The organism is Microbacterium rhizophilum, from assembly GCF_039605615.1.
Taxonomy (GTDB): Bacteria; Actinomycetota; Actinomycetes; order Actinomycetales; family Microbacteriaceae; genus Microbacterium; species Microbacterium rhizophilus.
Genome location: NZ_JBCNUN010000005.1, coordinates 176085 through 196133, shown reverse-complemented (window position 1 = coordinate 196133; position 20049 = coordinate 176085). Strand labels below are relative to the sequence as shown.

Here is a 20049-nt window from a genome sequence, read left to right as displayed (position 1 = left end):
GCCGGGGCCGGGAGTATCGTCGGGAGGACGTGCCGGATGAGGAATGCGAGGGCGACCCGGATGAGCCACCCGCTGCTGACGTGGGCCGACGAGGTCCTCCCCGAGATGCTCGTGGATCTCGAGCACCTGATCCGGTGCGAGTCGCCGTCGTCCGATCTCACGTCCGTGGCGCGCTCGGCCGATCTGATCGCGGCGATCGGCCGCCGCCTGATCGGCTTCGACCCGGAGCGCCTCGTGATCGACGGCGTCACGCACCTGCGCTGGCGGATCGGCTCGCCCGAGCCGGATGCGCCCCGCGTGCTGCTGCTCGCGCACCACGACACGGTCTGGCCGATGGGGTCCATCGAGTCGCACCCCTTTTCGATCCAGGACGGCGTGCTGCGCGGTCCCGGCTGCTTCGACATGCTCACGGGCCTGGTCATGGCGCTGCACGCGGCGGCGACCTTCGCCGACGGACCCGGCGGACAGCTGGCGCACGCCGGCATCACGCTGCTCGTCACGGGCGACGAGGAGGTCGGATCGCCGACGTCGCGGGCGCTGATCGAGCAGGAGGCGCGCGGCTGCATCGCCACGCTCGTGCTCGAGCCGTCCGGCGACACCCCGGACGGCCACCACGGAGCGCTCAAGATCGGACGCAAGGGCGTGTCGAACTACCGCGTCGACATCACGGGGCGCGCCGCGCACGCGGGGCTCGAGCCGCAGAAGGGCCTCAACGCCACGGTCGAGCTCGCGCACCAGGTGGGCGTCGTCCTCGGGTTCGCGGACCCGGTCGCCGGCACGTCGGTCGTCCCGACCGTCGCGCACTCCGGCACCACCACCAACACCGTGCCGGCCCGCGCGTCGTTCATGGTCGACGTCCGCGCGCTCACGAGGGCCGAGCAGGCGCGCATCGACGAGGCGTTCGCGACGCTCGTCTCGCACACGGGGGCGACGGTCACGGTGTCCGGCGGCGTGAATCGCCCGCCGCTCGAGACCGCGGCGGCCGAGAGCGTCTGGCGGCGCGCGCACGCGGTCTCGCGGCAGCTGGGCGTGGAGCTGCCGGACGCGATCGTCGTCGGCGGCGCCTCCGACGGCAACTTCACGGCCGGCATCGGCGTGCCGACCCTCGACGGCCTCGGCGCGGTCGGAGGCGGATCGCACGCCGACTACGAGCACGTGATGGTCGATCACATCGCACCGCGCACCGCGCTGCTGGTCGCGCTGCTGCGCGACCTGCTCGGCGGCTGACCCGCGTTCAGCGTCTCCTCGTGCCCCGCTCAGGGGTCGTCCAGAGCCGCCCGGCACAATCGAGAGTTGGCCGTGCCACTAGACTGATCGCCTGATCAGCAGGGGAGACCCTGTCGAGGAGGGTTGTCCGAGCGGCCGAAGGATCTGGTCTTGAAAACCAGCGGGCAGCGATGTCCCGTGGGTTCGAATCCCACACCCTCCGCCACCTCCGGTCGCTGAACGAGTGAAGTCGAAGCGACCAGCCGAACCCCCGAAAGGCCCCGGATGAGCGACACGTCGAAGCGACGCGGCCGCCGGACGCTTGCGCGTCACGGCCGACTCGGGGCGCCGAGCCCGCTCGCGCGGCTGATGCGCATCATCGGCATCGCCGCGGCGTGCGTGATGGTCGCGGGCGTGGGCGTCGCCGCCTATGCGACGTGGGACCTGTCGTCGACGTTCGCGGCCAACGCGGTCGACCTCGACGGCCAGGACACGGCACCGCCGGACATCGGACAGCTCGTGAACGACGAGGGCGTCGACCTCCTGCTCACGGGCGTCGACATCTGCGAGTGGGACTCGCACGAGAAGTTCGGCGAGCGCTGCCCGAGCGATCGCTCGATGTACGGCGAGGACGGGCGTCAGCTCGAGGCCGGCCGCAACGACGTGAACCTGCTCGTGCACATCTCTCCCGAGCCGCGCAAGATCACGGCGATCGCGTTCCCGCGCGACCTGATGATCCCGACTCCGGAGTGCACGAACGCCGACGGCGAGGTCACCGCGGCGTCGGACAAGAACATGATCAACACGGCGTACGAGGCCGGCGGCCTCGCGTGCGTCGCGTCGACGATCGACACGCTGACCACGCCGCACGATCCCGAGCTCAAGATCGACTACGCCGCGACCGTGACCTGGAACGGCGTGATCGAGATCACCAACGCGATCGGCGGCGTCGACGTGTGCGTCGACCAGGGCATCAACGACGTCGAGGCCGGCATGCTCTACCTCGAGCCCGGCACGCACACGCTCGCCGGCGAGCAGGCGCTCGCGTTCCTGCGCTCGCGCCACGGGGTCGGCGACGGCGGCGATCTCGGCCGCATCAGCAACCAGCAGGTCTACATGTCCTCGCTGGCCCGCAAGCTGATGAGCGAGCAGGTGCTGACGAACCCCGGCACGCTGCTCTCGCTCGCGCGCACCACGCTCACGAACGTCGACCCGAGCTCGAACCTCACCAACCCGGTCACGCTCGTGCAGATCGCCATGGCGGCCAAGGACGTGCCGCTCTCGGACATCGTGTTCCTGCAGTTCCCCGTTGCCGAGGATCCGTACGACCCCAACCGCGTCGTGCCGGACGAGGTCGCCGCCGACGAGATGTTCGCGATGATGAAGGCGAACGAGTCGGTCGACCCGGCCGCCCCGCCGACCGAAGGCCCCCCGGAGTCGCCCGTTCCGACCGAGACGCCCGGCGCCACCGAGACGCCGGATCCCGAGCTGGCCGCTCCCGGACGCACCGCCGAGGACACCAGCTGCGCCCAGGGCTCCGGCCTCTGAGCCCCCGTTTTCGCGCTGGTCCCGCGACCGGTTAGGATGGGATGACGCGCCCGCGAGCGGGTGCGCGGATCCTCCGGGATCTGGAGACGTCGCATAGTCAGGCCTAGTGCACCACCCTGCTAAGGTGGAGTCCCCTTATGGGGACCGAGGGTTCAAATCCCTCCGTCTCCGCCATTCTCAGGCCCTTCGCTCCTGCTTGTGCAGGGAGCGAGGGGCCTGATTCGTTCCAGGGTTGCGGCGGAAAGCGTGCAACACACGTCTCGCGCTGTGTATGCGATCGGGATGATTTCACGCGCTACTCATTCACATCGAGTCACCTGTGTATACACTGGCGTCATGTCCGGCACCGCAGCCTCCTCCGTCCGCGCGGGCGAGCGCGCCTACCGGGCGCTGCTCGAGGACATCCAGTCCGGGCGCCTGCCGGCGGGCACGGTGCTGGGCGAGGTCGAGCAGGCGGCCCGGCTCGGCGTGAGCCGGACACCGCTGCGCGAGGCGCTGAACCGGCTGATCGCGGACGGCCTCGTCGTGCAGCAGTCGCCGCGCGTGACGGCGGTCTCCCGCCTCGCGGCCGACGACATCCGTCGCCTGTTCGAGGCGCGCACCGCACTCGAGACGACGACCGCCCGGCTGGCGGCTCAGCGCGGCGACCGCACGGTCTTCCGGGCGCTCGCCGAGGAGTTCACACGCGCGGGCGCCCGGCTCGGCGATGCGGCCGGACGCGAGGACTACTACGCCCTGATCGCCCGCTTCGACGACGCCGTCGACGCGGCCGTCGCGAACCACTACCTCACGTCGGCGCTGCGGACGATCCGCACGCACCTCGTCCGCGTCCGCCGCCTCGCGAGCGACCGCCCCGCGCGGCTCGCGGCCTCGGTCGCCGAGCACCGGCTCATCGCCTCCGCGATCGCCGACGGCGACGGGACGCTCGCCGCGCACGCGACGCACATCCACCTTCACGAAGCCCTGACGCACATCCTCGACACCCTCCCGGAGGCTCACCGATGACCGTTCTGCACCCCGTCCGCACCTACCGCAGCGAAGAGCCGCTCCCGCGCGAGGAGCAGCTCGCCTGGAGGATTGCGGAGGTCGCGGTCGATCCCGTCGCCGTGGAGGCGGAGGTCGCCGACATGGTGATCAACCGCGTGATCGACAACGCGTCGGTCGCGGCCGCGTCCCTGACCCGCGGCCCCGTGGTCTCGGCGCGCGCGCAGGCCCTGGACCACCCGGTCTCTCGCGGGGGGGACGGATCCAGCGTGTTCGGCGTCGACGCCGTCGCGAGCCCCGAGTGGGCGGCCTGGGCGAACGGCGTCGCGGTGCGCGAGCTCGACTACCACGACACGTTCCTCGCGGCCGAGTACTCGCACCCGGGCGACAACATCCCGCCGATCCTGGCGGTCGCGCAGCACGTCGGCGCCGACGGCGCGGCACTCGTGCGCGGCATCGCGACCGGGTACGAGATCCAGATGGACCTCGTTCGCGCCATCAGCCTGCACAAGCACAAGATCGACCACGTCGCCCACCTCGGCCCGTCGGCCGCGGCCGGCATCGGCACCCTGCTCGGCCTCGACGCCGCGACGATCTACCAGGCCGTCGCCCAGGCCCTGCACACCACGACCGCCACGCGGCAGTCGCGCAAGGGCGAGATCTCCACGTGGAAGGCGCACGCCCCGGCCTTCGCCGGCAAGATGGCCGTCGAGGCCGTCGACCGGGCGATGCGCGGCCAGACCAGCCCGTCGCCCATCTACGAGGGCGAGGACGGCGTGATCGCCTGGCTGCTCGACGGCCCCGAGGGGCGCTACGAGGTGCCGCTGCCCGCCGCCGGCGAGGCCAAGCGCGCGATCCTCGACTCGTACACGAAGGAGCACTCGGCCGAGTACCAGGCGCAGGCCTGGATCGACCTCGCCCGCCGCCTCGGCTCCGAGCGCCCCGAGCTGCGCGACCCCGCGAACATCTCCGCCGTCGTGCTGCACACGAGCCACCACACGCACTACGTGATCGGATCCGGCTCGGGCGACCCGCAGAAGTACGACCCCACCGCGTCGCGCGAGACGCTCGACCACTCGATCCCGTACATCTTCACGGTCGCGCTCCAGGACGGCGGCTGGCACCACGTCGACTCCTACGCCCCAGAGCGCGCGCAGCGGCCCGACACGATCGCGCTGTGGCGGAAGGTCACGACCACGGAGGACGCGGAGTGGACGCGCCGCTACCACTCGGAGGACCCCGACGAGAAGGCGTTCGGCGGACGCGTGGAGATCGACCTGGTCGACGGATCGCGGATCGTGGAGGAGATCGCGGTGGCGGATGCGCATCCGCTCGGCGCCCGGCCGTTCGCGCGCGCGGACTACGTTCGCAAATTCCGCCTGCTGGCGGAGCCCGTGCTCGACGCGGCCGAGATCGACCGGTTCCTCGCGCTCGCCGAGCGCCTGCCGGAGCTGTCGTCCGACGAGATGCGCGCGCTCAACATCGTCGCGAAGCCCGGCGTGATCGCGCCCGGTCCGAAGGGACTGTTCTGATGCTGTACGCCCAGACCCCGGCGCACGAGAAGCGCCGCCTGTTCCGCGAGCGGCTCGCGTCGGGCGACATCCTGCGCCTGCCCGGCGCGTTCAACCCTCTGTCCGCCCGCCTCATCGAGCGCAAGGGGTTCGAGGGCGTCTACATCTCGGGCGCCGTGCTGTCGGCCGACCTCGGCCTGCCGGACATCGGCCTCACGACGCTCACGGAGGTCGCCGGCCGCGCCGGGCAGATCGCCCGGATGACCGAGCTGCCCGCGATCGTCGACGCGGACACCGGATTCGGCGAGCCGATGAACGTGGCCCGCACGATCCAGACGCTCGAGGACGCGGGCCTCGCGGGCGCGCACATCGAGGACCAGGTCAACCCCAAGCGCTGCGGCCACCTCGACGGCAAGCAGGTCGTCGACGAGCAGACCGCCCTGCAGCGGATCCGCGCCGCGGTCGACGCGCGCCGCGACCCGAACTTCCTCGTGATGGCGCGCACCGACGTCCGCGCCGTCGAGGGGCTGGGCGCCGCGATCGACCGGATCAAGGCGCTCGTGGACGCGGGCGCCGACGCGGTGTTCCCCGAGGCGATGGCCGACCTGTCCGAGTTCGAGGCCGTCGCGGACGCCGTGGACGTGCCCGTGCTGGCGAACATGACGGAGTTCGGCAAGAGCGACCTGTTCACGGTCGACCAGCTGCGGGACGCGGGCGTGCGCATGGTGATCTGGCCGGTGTCGTTGCTGCGGATGGCGATGGGCGCGGCCGAGCGCGCGCTCGACACGCTGGTCGACGACGGGCATCTGACCGGCAAGCTGGGGGAGATGCAGCATCGCGCCGACCTGTACGAGCTCATCGACTACTCCGGCTACAACCGGTTCGACGACGACATCTTCAACTTCGAGATCAGGAAGTAGGAGCAGGATCATGGCAGAGGACATCAGGAAGGGGCTCGCCGGCGTGATCGCCGACGAGACCGCGATCTCGAAGGTCAACCCCGAGACGAACAGCCTGCTGTACCGGGGCTACCCCGTGCAGCAGCTCGCCGCGACACAGCCCTTCGAGGCGGTCGCGCACCTGCTGTGGCACGGCGAGCTGCCGGATGACGCGCAGCTCGCCGAGCTGCGCACGCAGGAGCGCGCGCACCGGGCGCTGGCGGACGAGGTCAAGGCCGTGATCGACCTCCTGCCGCTCGACGCCCACCCCATGGACGAGGTGCGGACGGCCGTGAGCGCGATCGGCGCGAAGGACCTGGCCGGCACCGGCACGACGCTCGACGCCGGCGGGAGCGCCGAGCAGAATCTCGAGCGGAGCCTGCGCCTGTTCGCCGCGCTGCCGGCGATCGTGGCGTACGGCCAGCGCCGCCGCCGCGGCCAGGAGATCGTGCCGCCGCGCGACGACCTGGACTACTCGGCGAACTTCCTCTGGATGACGTTCGGCGAGGAGCCGGATGAGGTCGTCGTCGACGCGTTCAACCGGTCGATGATCCTGTACGCCGAGCACTCCTTCAACGCGTCGACCTTCACGGCGCGCGTGGTGACCTCGACGCTGAGCGATCTGTACTCGGCCGTCACCGCGGCGATCGGCGCGCTGAAGGGCCCGCTGCACGGCGGCGCGAACGAGGCCGTGATGCACATCTTCGACGAGATCGGATCGGCCGACCGGGTCGTGCCGTGGCTCGACGAGGCGCTCGGCGCCAAGCGCAAGATCATGGGCTTCGGCCACCGCGTCTACAAGAGCGGCGACTCGCGCGTGCCGACGATGAAGGGCGCGCTCGACACGCTCGTGGAGCACTACGACCGTCCGGAGATCCTGGATCTGTACACGATGCTCGAGAGCGAGTTCGTGGGACGCAAGGGCATCTATCCGAACCTCGACTACCCGTCGGGCCCGGCGTACAGCCTGATCGGCTTCGACACGCTGACGTTCACGCCCCTGTTCGTCGCGGCGCGCGTGACCGGCTGGACCGCGCACATCCTGGAGCAGGCGGCGTCGAACGCGCTCATCCGCCCATTGTCGGCCTACAACGGCCCGGACGAGCGGCACATCGAGGGCTACGTGCCGGATGACGCGGAGCGCGAGGCCGCGGAGCGGCCCGAGGAGGCCGCCGGCTGACGCCTCGCATCCGCGTCAGGTCGCGTCGGCGTGGCGGCGGGCGGCCTCGAGCACGTGTGCGAGGCCGTCGCCCTCCGCGCTGCCGGCCTGCGCCTCGCCGACCGCCTCGGACGTGGCGTAGTTGTGCACGACCTCCACGAGGTCGACCAGGAACCGCGCGCGCCCGGCGGCGTCGAGGGGCTTGAGCTGCTGTTCGATGTCTGCGGCGAGCATGGTGTCGAGTGCCATGCGCGCGACGCTAGGGCGCTCGGCGCCCGCGGGCGAGGGGGTTGCGCCGCCGCCATCCGCCGCTAGGCGGATCGCGCGAGCCGCGCGACCGCGTCGGCGACGGGCGTCGGGCCGTCGGTGAGCTCGACGATGACGCGCGACAGCGCGGGCGTGCGCAGCGCCTCGGCGAGGAACGCCGCCACGTTGTCGCGCCGCACGTCGCCGTACTCGATCGCGAGGCCGGCGGTCACGGATCCGCCGCCCGGCTCGTCGCGCAGCGTGCCGGGGCGCACGATGAGCCAGTCCAGCTCGGTCTGCACGAGGTGGACGTCGGCGGTCTTCTTCACGCGCATGTAGTGCTCGAAGCCCTCGCTCGCCTCGCCGCCGCGGCCCGCGTCCGGGAAGACCGACACGAGCGCGAAGCGCGCGACACCCGCCCGCGCGGCGGCATCCGCAGCCTTGACGAGCCCCTCGCCGTCGATCGCGCTGGTCTTGTCCGGCCCCGTTCCGTGCGCTCCGGCGGAGAACACGACCGCGTCGTGTCCGCGCATCCGCTCGGCCAGCGCGTCCACGTCGTCCGCGATGAGGTCGCCCGCGACCGGGGTGGCTCCGGCCGCCTCGATGGTCTGCGCCTGCTCGGGGCGCCGGTGCATGCCGGTCACCTCGTCGCCTCGCTCGGCGAGCAGGCCGGCCAGTCGCCGCCCGATCCCGCCGGCCGCGCCGATCAGGAACACCTTCATGGATCGTCCTCTCGTCGTGCCGTCAGTGCCCTCCATTCTGCTCTCGGCGCGGGGTCGGGGCGCCGCTCGCGATGGCTATCGTCGAGGCATGCCCGTGCGTCACGACACGATCGTCGTCACCCGCCATGTCGACGCCGCTCCCGATCGCGTGTTCGCCGCGTTCACGGATCCGGAGATCCTGAAGCGATGGATGAAGGCCCCGGGGGCGGGCGCGACGCGGGCGTTCGACCCCCGCGTCGGCTCGGGCGACCTCCTGACCGCCGTGTTCACGCATCCCGACGGCCGGGTCGAGCGGGTCGCGTCCGCGACGCGGTACATCGAGCTGCGTCCCGGACAGCGGGTCGTCTACCAGTACGCGTCGAGCATCGACGACGTCACGCGCTGGACCTCGCTCGTCACCGTCGAGCTGTCTCCCGCGGACGAGGGAACCGATCTGACGTGGACCGAGCAGGTGGCGTTCCTCGTGCCGACGGATCCGACGGGCCAGGTCGACATCGATCACCTGGCCGGTGCGATCCGGCTGCGGCTGAACGGCCTGCCCGCGCTGCTGGCGGGCTGAGCGCTCGCGCGAGAGGATGACGGCGTGCCCGAATCGCCGGAGGTGGATGCGCTCGCCGGGTTCGTGCGCGATCGCGCGACCGGGCGGGTCATCCGCGACGTCGAGCTCGAGGAGTTCCGCGCGCTGAAGACCCGCGACCGCCCGCCGGACGAGCTGCGCGGCCACACGGTCACCGGCGCGCGGCGGTTCGGCAAGCACGTCGCGATCGACACGGCTGAGCCGGGCGGAGGCGGCCCGAGCCTGCTGATCGGGTTCGGCCGCGCGGGCTGGGCGCGCTGGTCGGAGCGCGGCGATCCGGGTCCGGATGGTGCGCTGCCGGTCATCGTGCGCGTGCGGTTCGAGGACGGCGCCGAGCTCGCGCTCACCGACGCGGGGGACTGGCTGTCGCTCAACGTCTCCGTCACGGATGACCCCACGCGCGAGCCGTCCGTCGCCAAGCTCGGCCCGGATCCGCTCTCCGCGGACTTCACACGCGAGGCCTTCGACGGGATCGCGGGCCGCCGGCGCAAACAGCTCAAGGCGCTGCTGCAGGAGCAGGAGACGCTCGCCGGCATCGGCAACGCGTACTCGGACGAGATCCTGCATGCCGCGAAGCTGTCGCCCGTCGTGCATGCGTCCGCGCTCACGGAGGAAGAGCGCGCCCGGCTGCACGCCACGATCCGGGACGTCCTGGGCGCGGCCTTCGACGCCCGCCGCGGCGTGCCGATCGACCGGCAGAAGGCCGAGAAGGTCGCCTCCATGCGCGTGCACGGCCGGACAGGCGAGGCGTGCCCGGTGTGCGGCGACACGGTGCGCGACGTGCCCGGATCCAAGGGTGGAGCGCAGTACTGCCCGACGTGCCAGACCGGCGGCGTGCCGCTCGGCTGAGCGCCGCGCGAGCAGAGGGGAAGGGTGACATGAAGACGCTGTTCCTGACCGCAGACCTCGGCGGGAACGTCCCGCCGGCGCTCGCCGTGGCCGAGGAGCTGGCGCGCCGCGGGATGGACGTCGAGGTGGCCGGCCTGAGCGGAGCGCGCACCACGCTGCCGCAGCCTCCGTTCCCCGCCGCGACCGGGATCAAGCCGGAGGGGCGCGAGCAGGGGCCGCGCGAGCTGCGCGCGGCGCTGCGGCTGATGACGAGCCGGGCGACCTCGGCAGCGACGTCCGCGCTCGTGGCCGAGCGTCGCGCGGACGCGGTGGTCGTCGACTGCATCCTGCCCGCGGTGATCCGCGGCGCACTGGACACCGGCGCTCCCGTCGTGGTGCTGTTCCACACCTTCGGCGCGTACTGGGCGCGCTGGTTCGACCGCGGACCGGCGGGGGCCGCCTTCCGCCTGCTCGGCGTGAGCCCGCGCGCCGTCTGGGCCGAGGCGGCGGAGCGACTGCTGCTGACCGACCCGGAGCTCGATCCGGGACGCGACGACCCGGCGCTCGCCGGGGCCACGTGGACCGGCACGACCGAGGTCGGCGTCGAGCCCGGCCCGCGCGGCGACCGCCCGCGCGTGCTCGTCGCGCTCAGCTCCACCCAGTGGCCGGGGATGCTGTCGGTGTACCGACGCATCGTCGCCGCGCTCGCGGGGCTTCCCGTCGACGCCGTCGTGACGACCGGCGGCGTCCCGCTCGGCGGTGAGCTCCCGGGAGCTGCGAACGTGGACGTGCGCGGCTGGGTCGATCACCGCGAGCTGCTGCCGATGGTCGACCTCGTGATCGGCCACGGCGGACACTCCACGACGTTCAAGGCGCTCGCGCACGGCGTCCCCCTGCTGATCCTGCCGGTCAACCCCACGGCCGATCAGCGCCTGATCGGCGGCGTGATCGAGGACGCGGGTCTCGGGCGCCGGCTGCCGAAGTCGGCCCGCACCGAGACGATCCGAGCTGCGGCCTCGGAGATCCTCGCGGACCGCGGCATCCGCGCGCGGGCGGAGGGAACCGGCCGGCGCCTGCGGTCTCAGCCTCCCGGCGCCCTGGTCGCCGCCGACCGGATCGCGGCGATGCTCGATCGATCCGGATGACCCGGACCCGGATGCCGGACGGCGCGCCCAGCCGCATGCGGCAGACTCGACAGGATGACCTCCACCCTGCTCGACGCCGTCCGCGCGACCGGCGGCGACGCCGACGGTCTCTACGACGCGTTCGTCGGCTGGGCGGGGGAGCAGGGGCTCACGCTCTACCCGGCCCAGGACGAGGCCGTGATCGAACTCGTATCCGGGGCGAACGTGATCCTCGCGACCCCGACCGGCACCGGCAAGTCGCTCGTCGCGATCGCGGCGCACGCGGTCGCTATGGCGCAGGGCGGCCGCACGTATTACACGGCGCCGATCAAGGCCCTCGTGAGCGAGAAGTTCTTCGCCCTGGTCGACGTGTTCGGCGCCGAGCACGTCGGCATGGTCACAGGCGACTCGTCCGTGAACCCGGATGCCCCCATCGTCTGCTGCACCGCGGAGATCCTGGCGAACCTCGCCCTGCGGCAGGGCGCGGACGCGGATGTCGCGCAGGTCGTGATGGACGAGTTCCACTACTACGGCGACACCGATCGCGGCTGGGCGTGGCAGGTGCCGCTGCTGCTCCTGCCGCGCGCCCAGTTCCTGCTGATGAGCGCCACGCTCGGCGACACGACCGAGATCCAGGCGGACCTCGCGAGGCGCACCGGTCGCGCGACCACCCTCGTCGCGGGCGCCGAACGACCCGTGCCGCTGCACCACACATACGAGAAGAAGGCCGCGCACGAGCTCGTCGAGAAGCTGCTCGAGGAGCACGAGACGCCGATCTACATCGTGCACTTCTCCCAGGCCGCCGCGATGGAGCGGGCCCAGGCGCTCGCGAACGTGAAGGTGTCCACGCGCGAGCAGCGCGACGCGATCGCCGAGGCGATCGGCGGGTTCCGCTTCACGACCGCCTTCGGCAAGGTGCTCTCGCGCCTGGTGCGCGCGGGGATCGGCGTGCACCACGCGGGCATGCTGCCGCGGTACCGGCGCCTGGTCGAGACTCTCGCGCAGCGCGGCCTGCTGCGGGTGATCTGCGGCACCGACACACTCGGCGTCGGCATCAACGTCCCGATCCGCACGGTGCTGATCTCGGCGCTGTCGAAGTACGACGGCACCCGGATGCGGCGCCTCAGCGCGCGCGAGTTCCACCAGATCGCCGGCCGCGCGGGACGGGCCGGCTACGACCCCTACGGCAACGTCGTCGTGATGGCGCCGGATCACGAGATCGAGAACGAGCAGGCGCTGCGCAAGGCCGGCGACGACCCCAAGAAGCTCAAGAAGGTGCAGCGCAAGAAGGCGCCCGCGGGCTTCATCTCCTGGAGCGAGGCGACCTTCGACAAGCTCGTCGAGGCCGAGCCCGAGCCGCTCACGCCCCAGCTGCAGATCACCTCGGCCATGATCATCAACGTCATCGGCCGCGGCGGCGACGTGTTCGGGAACATCCGATCCCTGGTGTTCGACAACCACGAGCCGCGCGCGCGGAGGTACGCGCTCGCCCGCCGCGCGCTGGCGATCTTCCGCACCCTGCGCGATGCCGGCATCGTCGAGGTCACGGCGGGAGGGGAGATCCGGCTCGTCGTCGAGCTGCAGCCGAACTTCGCGCTCAACCAGCCGCTGTCGCCGTTCGCGCTCGCGGCGATCGAGCTGCTGGATCCGGATGACGCCCCCGGCGCCGCGGGGACCGGTCACTACGCGCTCGACGTCGTGAGCGTGATCGAGGCGACGCTGGACGACCCGCGCGCGATCCTGAGCCAGCAGGAGTTCAAGGCGCGCGGCGAGGCCGTCGCCGCCATGAAGCGCGACGGCATCGAGTACGACGAGCGGATGGCGCTGCTCGAGGACATCACGTACCCCAAGCCGCTGCAGGACCTGCTCGCGCAGTCGTTCGAGGTGTTCGCATCGAGCCAGCCGTGGGTGCGCGACTTCGAGCTCAAGCCCAAGTCGGTCGTGCGCGACATGTTCGAGCGCGCCATGAGCTTCGCCGAGTTCACGAACTGGTACCAGCTCGGCCGCAGCGAAGGCCTGGTGCTGCGCTACCTGTCGGACGCGTACCGGGCCATCCGGCAGACGGTCCCCGCCGAGGCTCGCTCCGAGGAGCTGCTCGACGTCATCGCGTGGCTCGGCGAGCTCGTGCGGCAGGTCGACTCCAGCCTCGTGGACGAGTGGGAGGCGCTCGTCTCGGGCGCCGACGCGCACGGTCGGGGCGAGCCCGTCGTGCCGCCCGCGCCGCCCTCGCTCGTGCAGAACCGTCGCGCGTTCACGGTGCTGGTGCGCAACGAGCTGTTCCGCCGCGTGCAGCTGGCGGCGCGCGAGGCCGACGACGAGCTCGTCGAGCTGGATCCGGATGCCGGCTGGCCCGAGGCCCTCGACGCCTACTACGCCGAGCACGAGTCGATGGGCATCTCGGGCGCCGCGCGCTCGCCCGCGCTGTGCCGCATCACCGAGGGCCGCGAGACCTGGACGGTCGAGCAGGTGATCGACGACCCCGAGGGGAACCACGACTGGCGCATCCGCGCAGAGGTCGACCTCGCCGCGTCGGACGAGACCGGCGCGGCCGTGGTGCGCGTGACCGAGGTCGTGCGGCTGTAGCCGCGCCACCAGGATTCCGGAGATCGCCCCGATCCCGGATCCTCGCGCGCCCGGTCATCCGGACTGCGGGCGATCTCCGGAATTCTGGCGGGTCGCGCGCCGGCCCTCTCCGCTCGCTCGTCAGCCGCCCCCGCGGAACATCGGCTGAACAGCACGCGCGCGCCCTTCCGCCGGATCGGGCACCGCGCGATCCTGGACGTGTCGGCTCAGGTGAGAGGAAATGAGCATGGCTGGCGTGGCGGAGCCCCAGGACGAGAAGCGGAAGCCCCCGAAGGCGCGCGAGCGCCGGGTGGATCGCGACAAGGTCACCGTCGTGCGACATCCGCAGCGCGAGGGCGGCGTCTGCCCCACCTGCTTCAGCGTGCTGTCGCTGACGGGGGAGTGCGCATACTGCGACTGACCGGCGCCGCGACCCGTCAGTGCATGTCCTGGATCATGAGCGGCGACGCGAAGCCCTCGATCTTCGCGTCGATCACGAACGGGCGATCGCGGGGACCGTCCAGCCACACGTCGAGCGGGGCGAGGTCGGCCAGCGCGCGCACCGTGATCGCCTCGCAGCCGTAGCCGCGGGCGATGGCGGCGATGTCGACGTCGGGGAAGACCACGGTCTCCTTCTGGTCGGAGTCGTGGAAGATGTGCACCTCCGCGCCGTAGGCGGCGTCGTCGTAGACGAGCACCAGCAGGCCGAGCCCGAGCCGCGCGGCGGTCTCGAGCTCGACGGCGTTCATGAGCAGCGACCCGTCGCCCGTCGCGACCAGCGGAAGGCGATCAGGGCGCGCGATCGCCGCGCCGATGCCCTCGGCCAGGCCGCATCCGATCGACTGAGACGCCAGGTCGAGAACGTAGCCGTTCTCATCCGGCACGCGGAAGAACGCCCCCGCATAGGCGTTGACGTTGCCGCCGTCGGGGACGACCACGCGCTCCAGCGGCAGCAGGCGGTCGAGGTGCACTGACAGCTCCGCCGGGTCCACGTGGGTGGCGGTGGCGCGGCTCGCCACGGGCTGGTCGCTCCAGTACCGGAACCGCTGCACGCGCTCGTGCACGTCGGGCGTTCGGTAGGCCGTGCGGCCGTCGGGGTGGCGGCGGCGCAGCTCCTCCGTCGCGGCGCGGGCGACCAGGGCGGCGTCGCCGACGATCGCGAGCTCGACGGGACGGTGCAGCCCGATCGCCTCCGGGCGGTCGTCGACCTGCACGATGCGCCGGCCGTCGGTGAGCGTCCCGCCGCGGGCGGTCCACTTGGTCAGGGCCGTGCCGAACACCACGAGCAGGTCGGCGTCGCCGATGAGCTCCGCGGCGCCGTCCGTGGCGAACCCGCCCATGACGTCGAGCGCCCACTCGTCGCCCACGAAGATGCCGCGGCCCCCGCCGCTCGCCACGAGCAGCGCTCCGGATGCGGCCCCGAGCGCGCGCAGCTCTCCCTTCGCCGCGTGGGCCCCGCGACCGCCGACGATCACGGGCCGCTGCGCGTTCGCGAGCAGGTCGACGAGCCCCGCGATCGCCGTCGCATCGGCGCCCGCGGGCACGATCGGCGGGTGCGGCGGCACGAGGTCCGCCGCCCAGTCGACCATCTCCTCCTGCAGGTCCACCGGCACCGTCAGCACCACGGGCACGCGGCGGGTGATGGTCGCGTGGTAGGCGGCGGCGACGTCCCCGACGGCCGACCGGGCGGTGCTGATCGCCCACGGCACAGCCCCCACGCCCTCGGCCACGCGGGCCTGGTCGAGATGGAAGTTCGACACCGTGTCGCCGCGCGCGACGCCGCCCGAGAGCACCAGCATCGGCGTGTGCGCCTTGACCGCCTCGAGCACCCCGGTGAGCGCATTGAGATAGCCGCCGCCCTGGTGCACGCTCACGATCGCGGCCGTGCCCGTGAGCCGGCCGTGGGCATCCGCCATGAGCGCCGCGCCCATCTCGTTGCGGGACGCGGTGAACGTCACGCCGGCGTTGATCAGGGCGTTCGTCATGTGGAAGTTCCCGCTGCCGACGACCCCGAACGCGTGCGTCGCGCCGGTCGTCGCCAGGGTGCGCCCGATCGCCTCTGCGACCGTGATCTGCTCCGTCACGTCCGTGTCTCCTTGCTCTCCGCGCCGCGGCTCGCCGCGGTCCTCCGGTTCGTGTTCGTCAGTGCCCCGCCGCGTCGGGCGCCGTGCCCGCCTGCCGCATGAGCTCGCTGGAATGCCGGATGCGCCGGTAGACCTCGCCGCGCACCCGCGAGAACTCGGCGAGGTCCTTCGTCTCGATCTGGTCGCGAGGGCTGGGCAGGTCGACGGCGAGCTCGGCGTCGATGAAGGTCGGCCGCGGCCCCATCACGAGCACGCGGTCGGCCAGGTACACCGACTCGTCGATGTCGTGCGTGACGAACACGATCGTGATGCCGAAGGCGTCCCGCACCCGCAGCACGAGGTCCTCCAGATCGGCGCGGGTCTGCGCGTCGAGGGCGCCGAACGGCTCGTCCATGAGCAGGATGCGCGGCTGGTACGCGAGCCCGCGCGCGATCGCGACGCGCTGCTGCATGCCGCCCGAGAGCTGCCACGGGTACCTGTCGGCGAACCCCGCCAGGCCCACCGAGCTCAGCGCCTCATCCACCCGCGCCGCGCGAGCTGCCTTGTCGCGAACCCGGTGCCGCAGGGGGAACTCGACGTTGGCGCCCACGCGCATCCAGGGATAGAGCGAGTTGCCGTAGTCCTGGAAGACGAGGGCGATCTGCTCGGGAGGCGCGCTCACGGCCTCGCCGTCGACCGCGACGGTGCCGCTCGTGGGCTCGAGCAGCCCGGCCATCAGCTTGAGCACCGTGGTCTTCCCGCATCCGGACGGCCCCACCACGGTCACGATCTCGTTGTCGCCGATCTCGAAGGTGAGGTCCTTCACCGCGAGCGTGCCGCGCTGCTCGTCGCCGTAGCGCTTGCTGACGTTCGTGAGGGTGAGCACAGGTCTCCTCCGGTCTATCGGGCGACGGCGCGCGAGCCGCGGTGCCAGGCGAGGATCCATCGCTCGAGGAGCGAGAGGATCAGGTTGAGCAGGTAGCCGAGGATGCCGAGAAGGACGATGCCCGACCACATGTCGGCGATCGCGAACGACCGCTGCGACTGCACGATGAAGAACCCGATGCCGTTGATCGCGCCCATCATCTCGCTGATGACCATGACGATGATCGCGAGCGGCAGGCTCGCCCGCAGGCCCGCGAAGATCTGCGGCGCGGCGGCGGGGAGCTCGATCCGCAGCAGGCGCGGCACCGCGGGGATGCCGTAGCTGCGGCCCGTCTCCTGCAGCGTGGACTCGATGCCGGTGACGCCGTCGATCGTGTTGAGCAGGATCGGCCAGATGCACACGAGCGCGATCAGGAAGATCTTCGCGTCGTCGCCGATCCCGAAGGTGACGAGGGTGAACGGCAGCAGGGCGGTGGGCGGCACCGCGCGCAGGAACTCGACGATCGGCGTCGCCTGGCGCCGCACGGCGGGGCTGCGCCCGAACAGCACGCCGAGCACGATGCCGAGCGCGGCCGCCGCGCCGTATCCGACGGCCAGGCGCGCGAGGCTCGGGAGCAGGTCGGACGGCACGCGCGCGAAGATCCAGTTGCGGGTGAACGCCGTGAACACGTCCTGCAGCGGCGGCAGGAAGAAGGACTCGGTCGTGTTGGTGAAGACCAGGATCGCCAGCACGACGACCACTGGCGCGAGCACCTCGACGGCGAGGTGCAGCCCCTGCCTCCGCGGCTTCATCGCACCACCCGCTGGGACGGATGCCAGTGCAGCACGCGGCGCTCGAGCGAGGCGAACACGGTGTTCAGCAGCAGGCCGAGGATGCCCGAGACAACGACGTAGGCGTACATCTCGGCGACGGCGCCGCCCTGGCTGGCGACGTTGATCCTCATCCCCACGCCGGGGGCGCCCATGATGATCTCGCCCGTGACGGAGAGGATGAGCGCCACGCTCGAGGCGATGCGGATGCCGGTGGCGAGGTAGGGCACCGTCGCGGGCAGCACGACCCTGCCGAACGTGGACAGCGGACCGACCTGGAAGGATCTCGCGGTCTGCAGCTGCAGCGGATTCATCGCGCGGACCCCGTAGATCGTCTGCACGAGCAGCGGCCACGTCGCGGCGAACGCGACGAGGAAGACCTTGCCGTCCATGCTGCCGGGACGGAAGACGAGGAACAGCAGCGGGATGAGCGCCACCGACGGCACCGGCCGGAGGAACTCGACGATGGCGCGCGAGGCCCGATAGGCGAGCTCGCTGCGGCCGAGCAGGGCGCCCAGGGGCACGGCGATCGCGATCGCGATCGCCAGCCCGATTCCCCAGCCCGCCAGCGTCATGCCGATCGCCGCCCACGCCTCGGACGTGCCGAGCAGGCGGGCCGTCGTGACGGTCACCTCCGTCGGCGGGGGCAGGAAGCGGGCCGGGAGGATGCCCGCGCGCGTCAGCACCTCGAAGAGCGCGAGCACACCCAGGGCGCCCCACAGCGAACCGGCGGCGTACCGGAGCCGGGAGAGCGTCCCGCGAGCGGGGGAGGGCCGCCCCGCTCCGCCCGCGGGCGCGATCAGCTGCGTCATGCGGAGACGACGACCTACGGCTCGACGATGAGGGCGTCGAGGTCGACGGCCGAGGGGATCGCGCCGAACTCCAGGCTGACGTCGGCGAGGGTGCCGAGCTGCTCGCGGTCGAGCTCCGAGGTGAACAGCGGCAGTCGGATCTCCGCGGCCAGCTCGGGCGTGATGCTGGTGTAGGTCGGCAGGATGTCCCGCACGGCATCGGGATTCTCCTGTGCGAACTCCAGCGAGGCCGAGATGGCGCGGTGGAACGCCTCGAGCGTCTCGGGCTGCTCGTCGGCGATCGCCTTCGACGTGGCCCACGCTCCGTTGGGGAACGCCGAGCCGAGCGTCAGCGACGGGTAGTCGACGATGCGCCCGCCGCCCTCGAGCACCGCCGTGACGAACGGCTCGGTGCCGAATCCGGCGTCGATGGTGCCGTCGGCGACCGCGGTGGGGACCTGCGGGAACGGCACCTCGACGAAGTCGACCGTGGTGTCGTCGACGCCCTGCTCGCGCAGCGAGGCGCGGATCGTCGCCTCGGCGACGCCCTTGAGGGCGTTCACGCCGATCGTCTTGCCCTCGAGATCGGCCGCGCTCTGGATGGGCGAGTCCGCTCCCGCGACGACCACCTGCCAGTCGTCGTCCTCGCTCGTGCCGCCGGTGTCGTTGCCCGCGAGCAGCGCCACCGGCAGGCCCTGGGCGGCCGCGGCGAACAGCGGCACGTAGCCGACCGCGACGAAGTCGAACGAGCCGGACTGCAGGCCCGCGATCATCTCGGCGCCGCCGTTGACGGTCGTGAGCTCGAGCGTCAGGCCCTCGTCCTCGAAGAAGCCCTCCTGCTGACCGAGGTAGACCGCGGCCATGTTGGCCGTGGGCAGAACCGCGACGTTGATCGCGCCGTCCGGCGCCGCGCCCTCCTCGGCGGGCTCGGTCGCGGGCGCGCACGCGGCGAGGAGCAGGGCGGATGTCGCGACCAGGGCGCCGAGCGCGCCCGGTCGGATGCGGTCACGGGAAACGGATCGAACCATGCTCGAGCCTCCTTGCTCACGGTGCCCGGGCGGCGGTGCCCGGCACTGGCTGTTCCTGGCATCCTTATGCAGATTCGAGGCGGTATCACCCGACTTCCGATTCGATCTGCTTATGGAGGGCGCCCGCGGGCCACAATGGCCGAGTGGACCTGAACCTGCTGCGGACCTTCGTCGCCCTCTACGAGACGCGCAGCCTCACGGTCGCCGCCCGGCGCCTGTTCGTGAGCCAGCCCGCCGCGAGCCAGGCGCTCGCGAAGCTGCGCACGGCACTCGACGACCCCCTGTTCGAGCGGATCGGGCGCACCATGGTGCCCACGCGCCTCGCCGACTCCCTGTATCCCGAGTTCCGCGCGGCGCTCGTGCGGATCGACGACTCGGTGAGCGATGCGCGCGCGTTCGACGCGGCGGGCACCCGGCGCCGCTTCCGCATCGCGCTGTCGGAGCTCGGCGAGCTCGCGTTCCTGCGGCCGATCCTGCAGGCCGTGCGCTCCCACGCGCCGCGGGCGGGGCTGGACGTCGTGCCGCTCGACATCCGAGCGCTGCCGGGGTGGCTCGCGCAGGGCACGGTCGACCTCGCGGTGACGTCCTCACCCGTGGCGGGCGACTTCGAGGCGGCGACCGTGAAGCCCGAGACCTACGTCGTCCTGATGCCGGCGGCCCATCCGCTGGCCGACCGAGCCCTGAGCCTCGCCGAGTACGCCGCCGCCGGCCACATCGTCGTCGTGAGCGACTCCGGGATGCCTCGGATCACGGACGCGCTCGCCCGCGCCGGCGTGGACATCACGCCGGTCGCGCGCGTGAACCACTACTCGGCGCTCGCGAGCGTGCTGCTGGCGGGCGACTTCGTCGCGACCGCGCCGGCCAGCTTCGTGGCGCCGTGGGCGCGCACGCTGCCGATCGTCGTGCGGCCCCTGCCGATCGAGGTCGCCCCCGTCGAGGTGCGGCTCCTCATGCGGGCCACGAGCGAGCAGCGCGCGGCCCTCACGTGGCTGCACCGCACGGTGCTGGATGCCATGCACACGGTGCCCGCCGAGAACTGGGCGCCCGCGCTGTGACCGCGCCGGGTC

Annotated in this window: 19 protein-coding genes and 2 tRNA genes; 14 read left to right on the top strand and 7 right to left on the bottom strand. The window is 72.1% G+C overall.

Annotated elements, in window-relative coordinates:
- Window positions 1-36 precede the first annotated feature (36 nt).
- From AAD528_RS10855 to AAD528_RS10820, 8 genes are all read left to right on the top strand, one after another.
- Complete coding sequence (locus AAD528_RS10855; protein WP_345752090.1) at window positions 37-1227, top strand: M20 family metallopeptidase; 1191 nt, start codon at window positions 37-39, stop codon at window positions 1225-1227.
- Window positions 1228-1344: 117 nt separating this feature from the next.
- Window positions 1345-1432, top strand: a tRNA-Ser gene (locus AAD528_RS10850).
- A 59-nt stretch (window positions 1433-1491) separates the two neighbouring features.
- The gene (locus AAD528_RS10845) at window positions 1492-2754 is read left to right on the top strand and encodes an LCP family protein (RefSeq protein ID WP_345752089.1); all 1263 of its coding nucleotides are present in this window, start codon (window positions 1492-1494) and stop codon (window positions 2752-2754) included.
- An 82-nt stretch (window positions 2755-2836) separates the two neighbouring features.
- Window positions 2837-2928: transfer RNA gene (locus tag AAD528_RS10840), tRNA-Ser, on the top strand.
- A gap of 162 nt (window positions 2929-3090) precedes the next feature.
- Window positions 3091-3759, top strand: a complete 669-nt coding sequence (locus AAD528_RS10835; RefSeq protein ID WP_345752088.1) for a GntR family transcriptional regulator — start codon at window positions 3091-3093, stop codon at window positions 3757-3759.
- Window positions 3756-5270 carry an MmgE/PrpD family protein gene (locus tag AAD528_RS10830; protein ID WP_345752087.1) on the top strand — a complete coding sequence of 505 codons (1515 nt, stop codon included), beginning with the start codon at window positions 3756-3758 and terminating at the stop codon, window positions 5268-5270. The genes AAD528_RS10835 and AAD528_RS10830 overlap by 4 nt, the downstream gene beginning before the upstream one ends.
- Complete coding sequence (prpB, locus tag AAD528_RS10825; RefSeq protein WP_345752086.1) at window positions 5270-6169, top strand: methylisocitrate lyase; 900 nt, start codon at window positions 5270-5272, stop codon at window positions 6167-6169. Before AAD528_RS10830 ends, prpB begins: the two co-directional genes overlap by 1 nt.
- A gap of 10 nt (window positions 6170-6179) precedes the next feature.
- Window positions 6180-7367 (top strand): bifunctional 2-methylcitrate synthase/citrate synthase, encoded by a 1188-nt coding sequence (locus AAD528_RS10820; protein ID WP_345752085.1) that lies wholly within the window; start codon window positions 6180-6182, stop codon window positions 7365-7367.
- Between the two features lie 15 nt (window positions 7368-7382).
- On the opposite strand, the gene AAD528_RS10815 is transcribed toward AAD528_RS10820, so the two are convergent.
- Both AAD528_RS10815 and AAD528_RS10810 read right to left on the bottom strand, forming a co-directional pair.
- Window positions 7383-7595, bottom strand: coding sequence for a hypothetical protein (locus tag AAD528_RS10815; protein ID WP_345752084.1), 213 nt, complete (start codon window positions 7593-7595; stop codon window positions 7383-7385).
- Between the two features lie 62 nt (window positions 7596-7657).
- Window positions 7658-8314, bottom strand: a complete 657-nt coding sequence (locus AAD528_RS10810; RefSeq protein WP_345752083.1) for an NAD(P)H-binding protein — start codon at window positions 8312-8314, stop codon at window positions 7658-7660.
- Between the two features lie 88 nt (window positions 8315-8402).
- Here AAD528_RS10810 and AAD528_RS10805 point away from each other — a divergent pair, with 88 nt between their 5' ends.
- From AAD528_RS10805 to AAD528_RS10785, 5 genes are all read left to right on the top strand, one after another.
- On the top strand, window positions 8403-8873 hold the full coding sequence (locus AAD528_RS10805) for an SRPBCC domain-containing protein (RefSeq protein WP_345752082.1): 471 nt from the start codon (window positions 8403-8405) through the stop codon (window positions 8871-8873).
- A gap of 24 nt (window positions 8874-8897) precedes the next feature.
- Window positions 8898-9740, top strand: a complete 843-nt coding sequence (locus AAD528_RS10800; RefSeq protein WP_345752081.1) for a DNA-formamidopyrimidine glycosylase family protein — start codon at window positions 8898-8900, stop codon at window positions 9738-9740.
- Window positions 9741-9769: 29 nt separating this feature from the next.
- The gene (locus AAD528_RS10795) at window positions 9770-10864 is read left to right on the top strand and encodes a glycosyltransferase (RefSeq protein WP_345752080.1); all 1095 of its coding nucleotides are present in this window, start codon (window positions 9770-9772) and stop codon (window positions 10862-10864) included.
- Window positions 10865-10918: 54 nt separating this feature from the next.
- On the top strand, window positions 10919-13426 hold the full coding sequence (locus AAD528_RS10790) for a DEAD/DEAH box helicase (protein WP_345752079.1): 2508 nt from the start codon (window positions 10919-10921) through the stop codon (window positions 13424-13426).
- A gap of 226 nt (window positions 13427-13652) precedes the next feature.
- Complete coding sequence (locus AAD528_RS10785) at window positions 13653-13826, top strand: hypothetical protein (protein WP_345752078.1); 174 nt, start codon at window positions 13653-13655, stop codon at window positions 13824-13826.
- Window positions 13827-13842: 16 nt separating this feature from the next.
- Here the strand turns inward: AAD528_RS10785 and AAD528_RS10780 are convergent, their stop codons facing one another.
- Genes AAD528_RS10780 through AAD528_RS10760 form a run of 5 tightly spaced genes read right to left on the bottom strand, consistent with a single transcriptional unit; the run spans window position 13843 to window position 18982 of the window.
- Complete coding sequence (locus AAD528_RS10780; RefSeq protein WP_345752077.1) at window positions 13843-15489, bottom strand: thiamine pyrophosphate-binding protein; 1647 nt, start codon at window positions 15487-15489, stop codon at window positions 13843-13845.
- Window positions 15490-15547: 58 nt separating this feature from the next.
- The gene (locus AAD528_RS10775) at window positions 15548-16354 is read right to left on the bottom strand and encodes an ABC transporter ATP-binding protein (protein WP_345752076.1); all 807 of its coding nucleotides are present in this window, start codon (window positions 16352-16354) and stop codon (window positions 15548-15550) included.
- Between the two features lie 14 nt (window positions 16355-16368).
- A complete protein-coding gene (locus AAD528_RS10770) occupies window positions 16369-17145 on the bottom strand; it encodes an ABC transporter permease (RefSeq protein WP_345752075.1) in 777 nt (258 codons plus the stop codon).
- On the bottom strand, window positions 17142-17975 hold the full coding sequence (locus AAD528_RS10765; protein WP_345752074.1) for an ABC transporter permease: 834 nt from the start codon (window positions 17973-17975) through the stop codon (window positions 17142-17144). Before AAD528_RS10765 ends, AAD528_RS10770 begins: the two co-directional genes overlap by 4 nt.
- A gap of 14 nt (window positions 17976-17989) precedes the next feature.
- Window positions 17990-18982, bottom strand: coding sequence for an ABC transporter substrate-binding protein (locus AAD528_RS10760; protein ID WP_345752073.1), 993 nt, complete (start codon window positions 18980-18982; stop codon window positions 17990-17992).
- A gap of 143 nt (window positions 18983-19125) precedes the next feature.
- On the opposite strand from AAD528_RS10760, the gene AAD528_RS10755 reads away from it, so the two are divergent.
- The gene (locus tag AAD528_RS10755; protein ID WP_345752072.1) at window positions 19126-20037 is read left to right on the top strand and encodes a LysR family transcriptional regulator; all 912 of its coding nucleotides are present in this window, start codon (window positions 19126-19128) and stop codon (window positions 20035-20037) included.
- The last annotated feature ends 12 nt before the right edge of the window (window positions 20038-20049 follow it).

Bases quoted from the DNA above. Each gene is read 5' to 3' on its own strand.
- AAD528_RS10835 (WP_345752088.1), top strand. From the start codon at position 3,091: ATGTCCGGCACCGCAGCCTCCTCCGTCCGCGCGGGCGAGCGCGCCTAC.
- AAD528_RS10845 (WP_345752089.1), top strand. From the start codon at position 1,492: ATGAGCGACACGTCGAAGCGACGCGGCCGCCGGACGCTTGCGCGTCAC.
- AAD528_RS10855 (WP_345752090.1), top strand. From the start codon at position 37: ATGAGGAATGCGAGGGCGACCCGGATGAGCCACCCGCTGCTGACGTGG.
- AAD528_RS10805 (WP_345752082.1), top strand. From the start codon at position 8,403: ATGCCCGTGCGTCACGACACGATCGTCGTCACCCGCCATGTCGACGCC.
- AAD528_RS10765 (WP_345752074.1), bottom strand. From the start codon at position 17,975: ATGACGCAGCTGATCGCGCCCGCGGGCGGAGCGGGGCGGCCCTCCCCC.
- AAD528_RS10820 (WP_345752085.1), top strand. From the start codon at position 6,180: ATGGCAGAGGACATCAGGAAGGGGCTCGCCGGCGTGATCGCCGACGAG.
- AAD528_RS10810 (WP_345752083.1), bottom strand. From the start codon at position 8,314: ATGAAGGTGTTCCTGATCGGCGCGGCCGGCGGGATCGGGCGGCGACTG.
- AAD528_RS10815 (WP_345752084.1), bottom strand. From the start codon at position 7,595: ATGGCACTCGACACCATGCTCGCCGCAGACATCGAACAGCAGCTCAAG.
- AAD528_RS10770 (WP_345752075.1), bottom strand. From the start codon at position 17,145: ATGAAGCCGCGGAGGCAGGGGCTGCACCTCGCCGTCGAGGTGCTCGCG.
- AAD528_RS10790 (WP_345752079.1), top strand. From the start codon at position 10,919: ATGACCTCCACCCTGCTCGACGCCGTCCGCGCGACCGGCGGCGACGCC.
- AAD528_RS10785 (WP_345752078.1), top strand. From the start codon at position 13,653: ATGGCTGGCGTGGCGGAGCCCCAGGACGAGAAGCGGAAGCCCCCGAAG.
- prpB (WP_345752086.1), top strand. From the start codon at position 5,270: ATGCTGTACGCCCAGACCCCGGCGCACGAGAAGCGCCGCCTGTTCCGC.
- AAD528_RS10795 (WP_345752080.1), top strand. From the start codon at position 9,770: ATGAAGACGCTGTTCCTGACCGCAGACCTCGGCGGGAACGTCCCGCCG.
- AAD528_RS10760 (WP_345752073.1), bottom strand. From the start codon at position 18,982: ATGGTTCGATCCGTTTCCCGTGACCGCATCCGACCGGGCGCGCTCGGC.
- AAD528_RS10830 (WP_345752087.1), top strand. From the start codon at position 3,756: ATGACCGTTCTGCACCCCGTCCGCACCTACCGCAGCGAAGAGCCGCTC.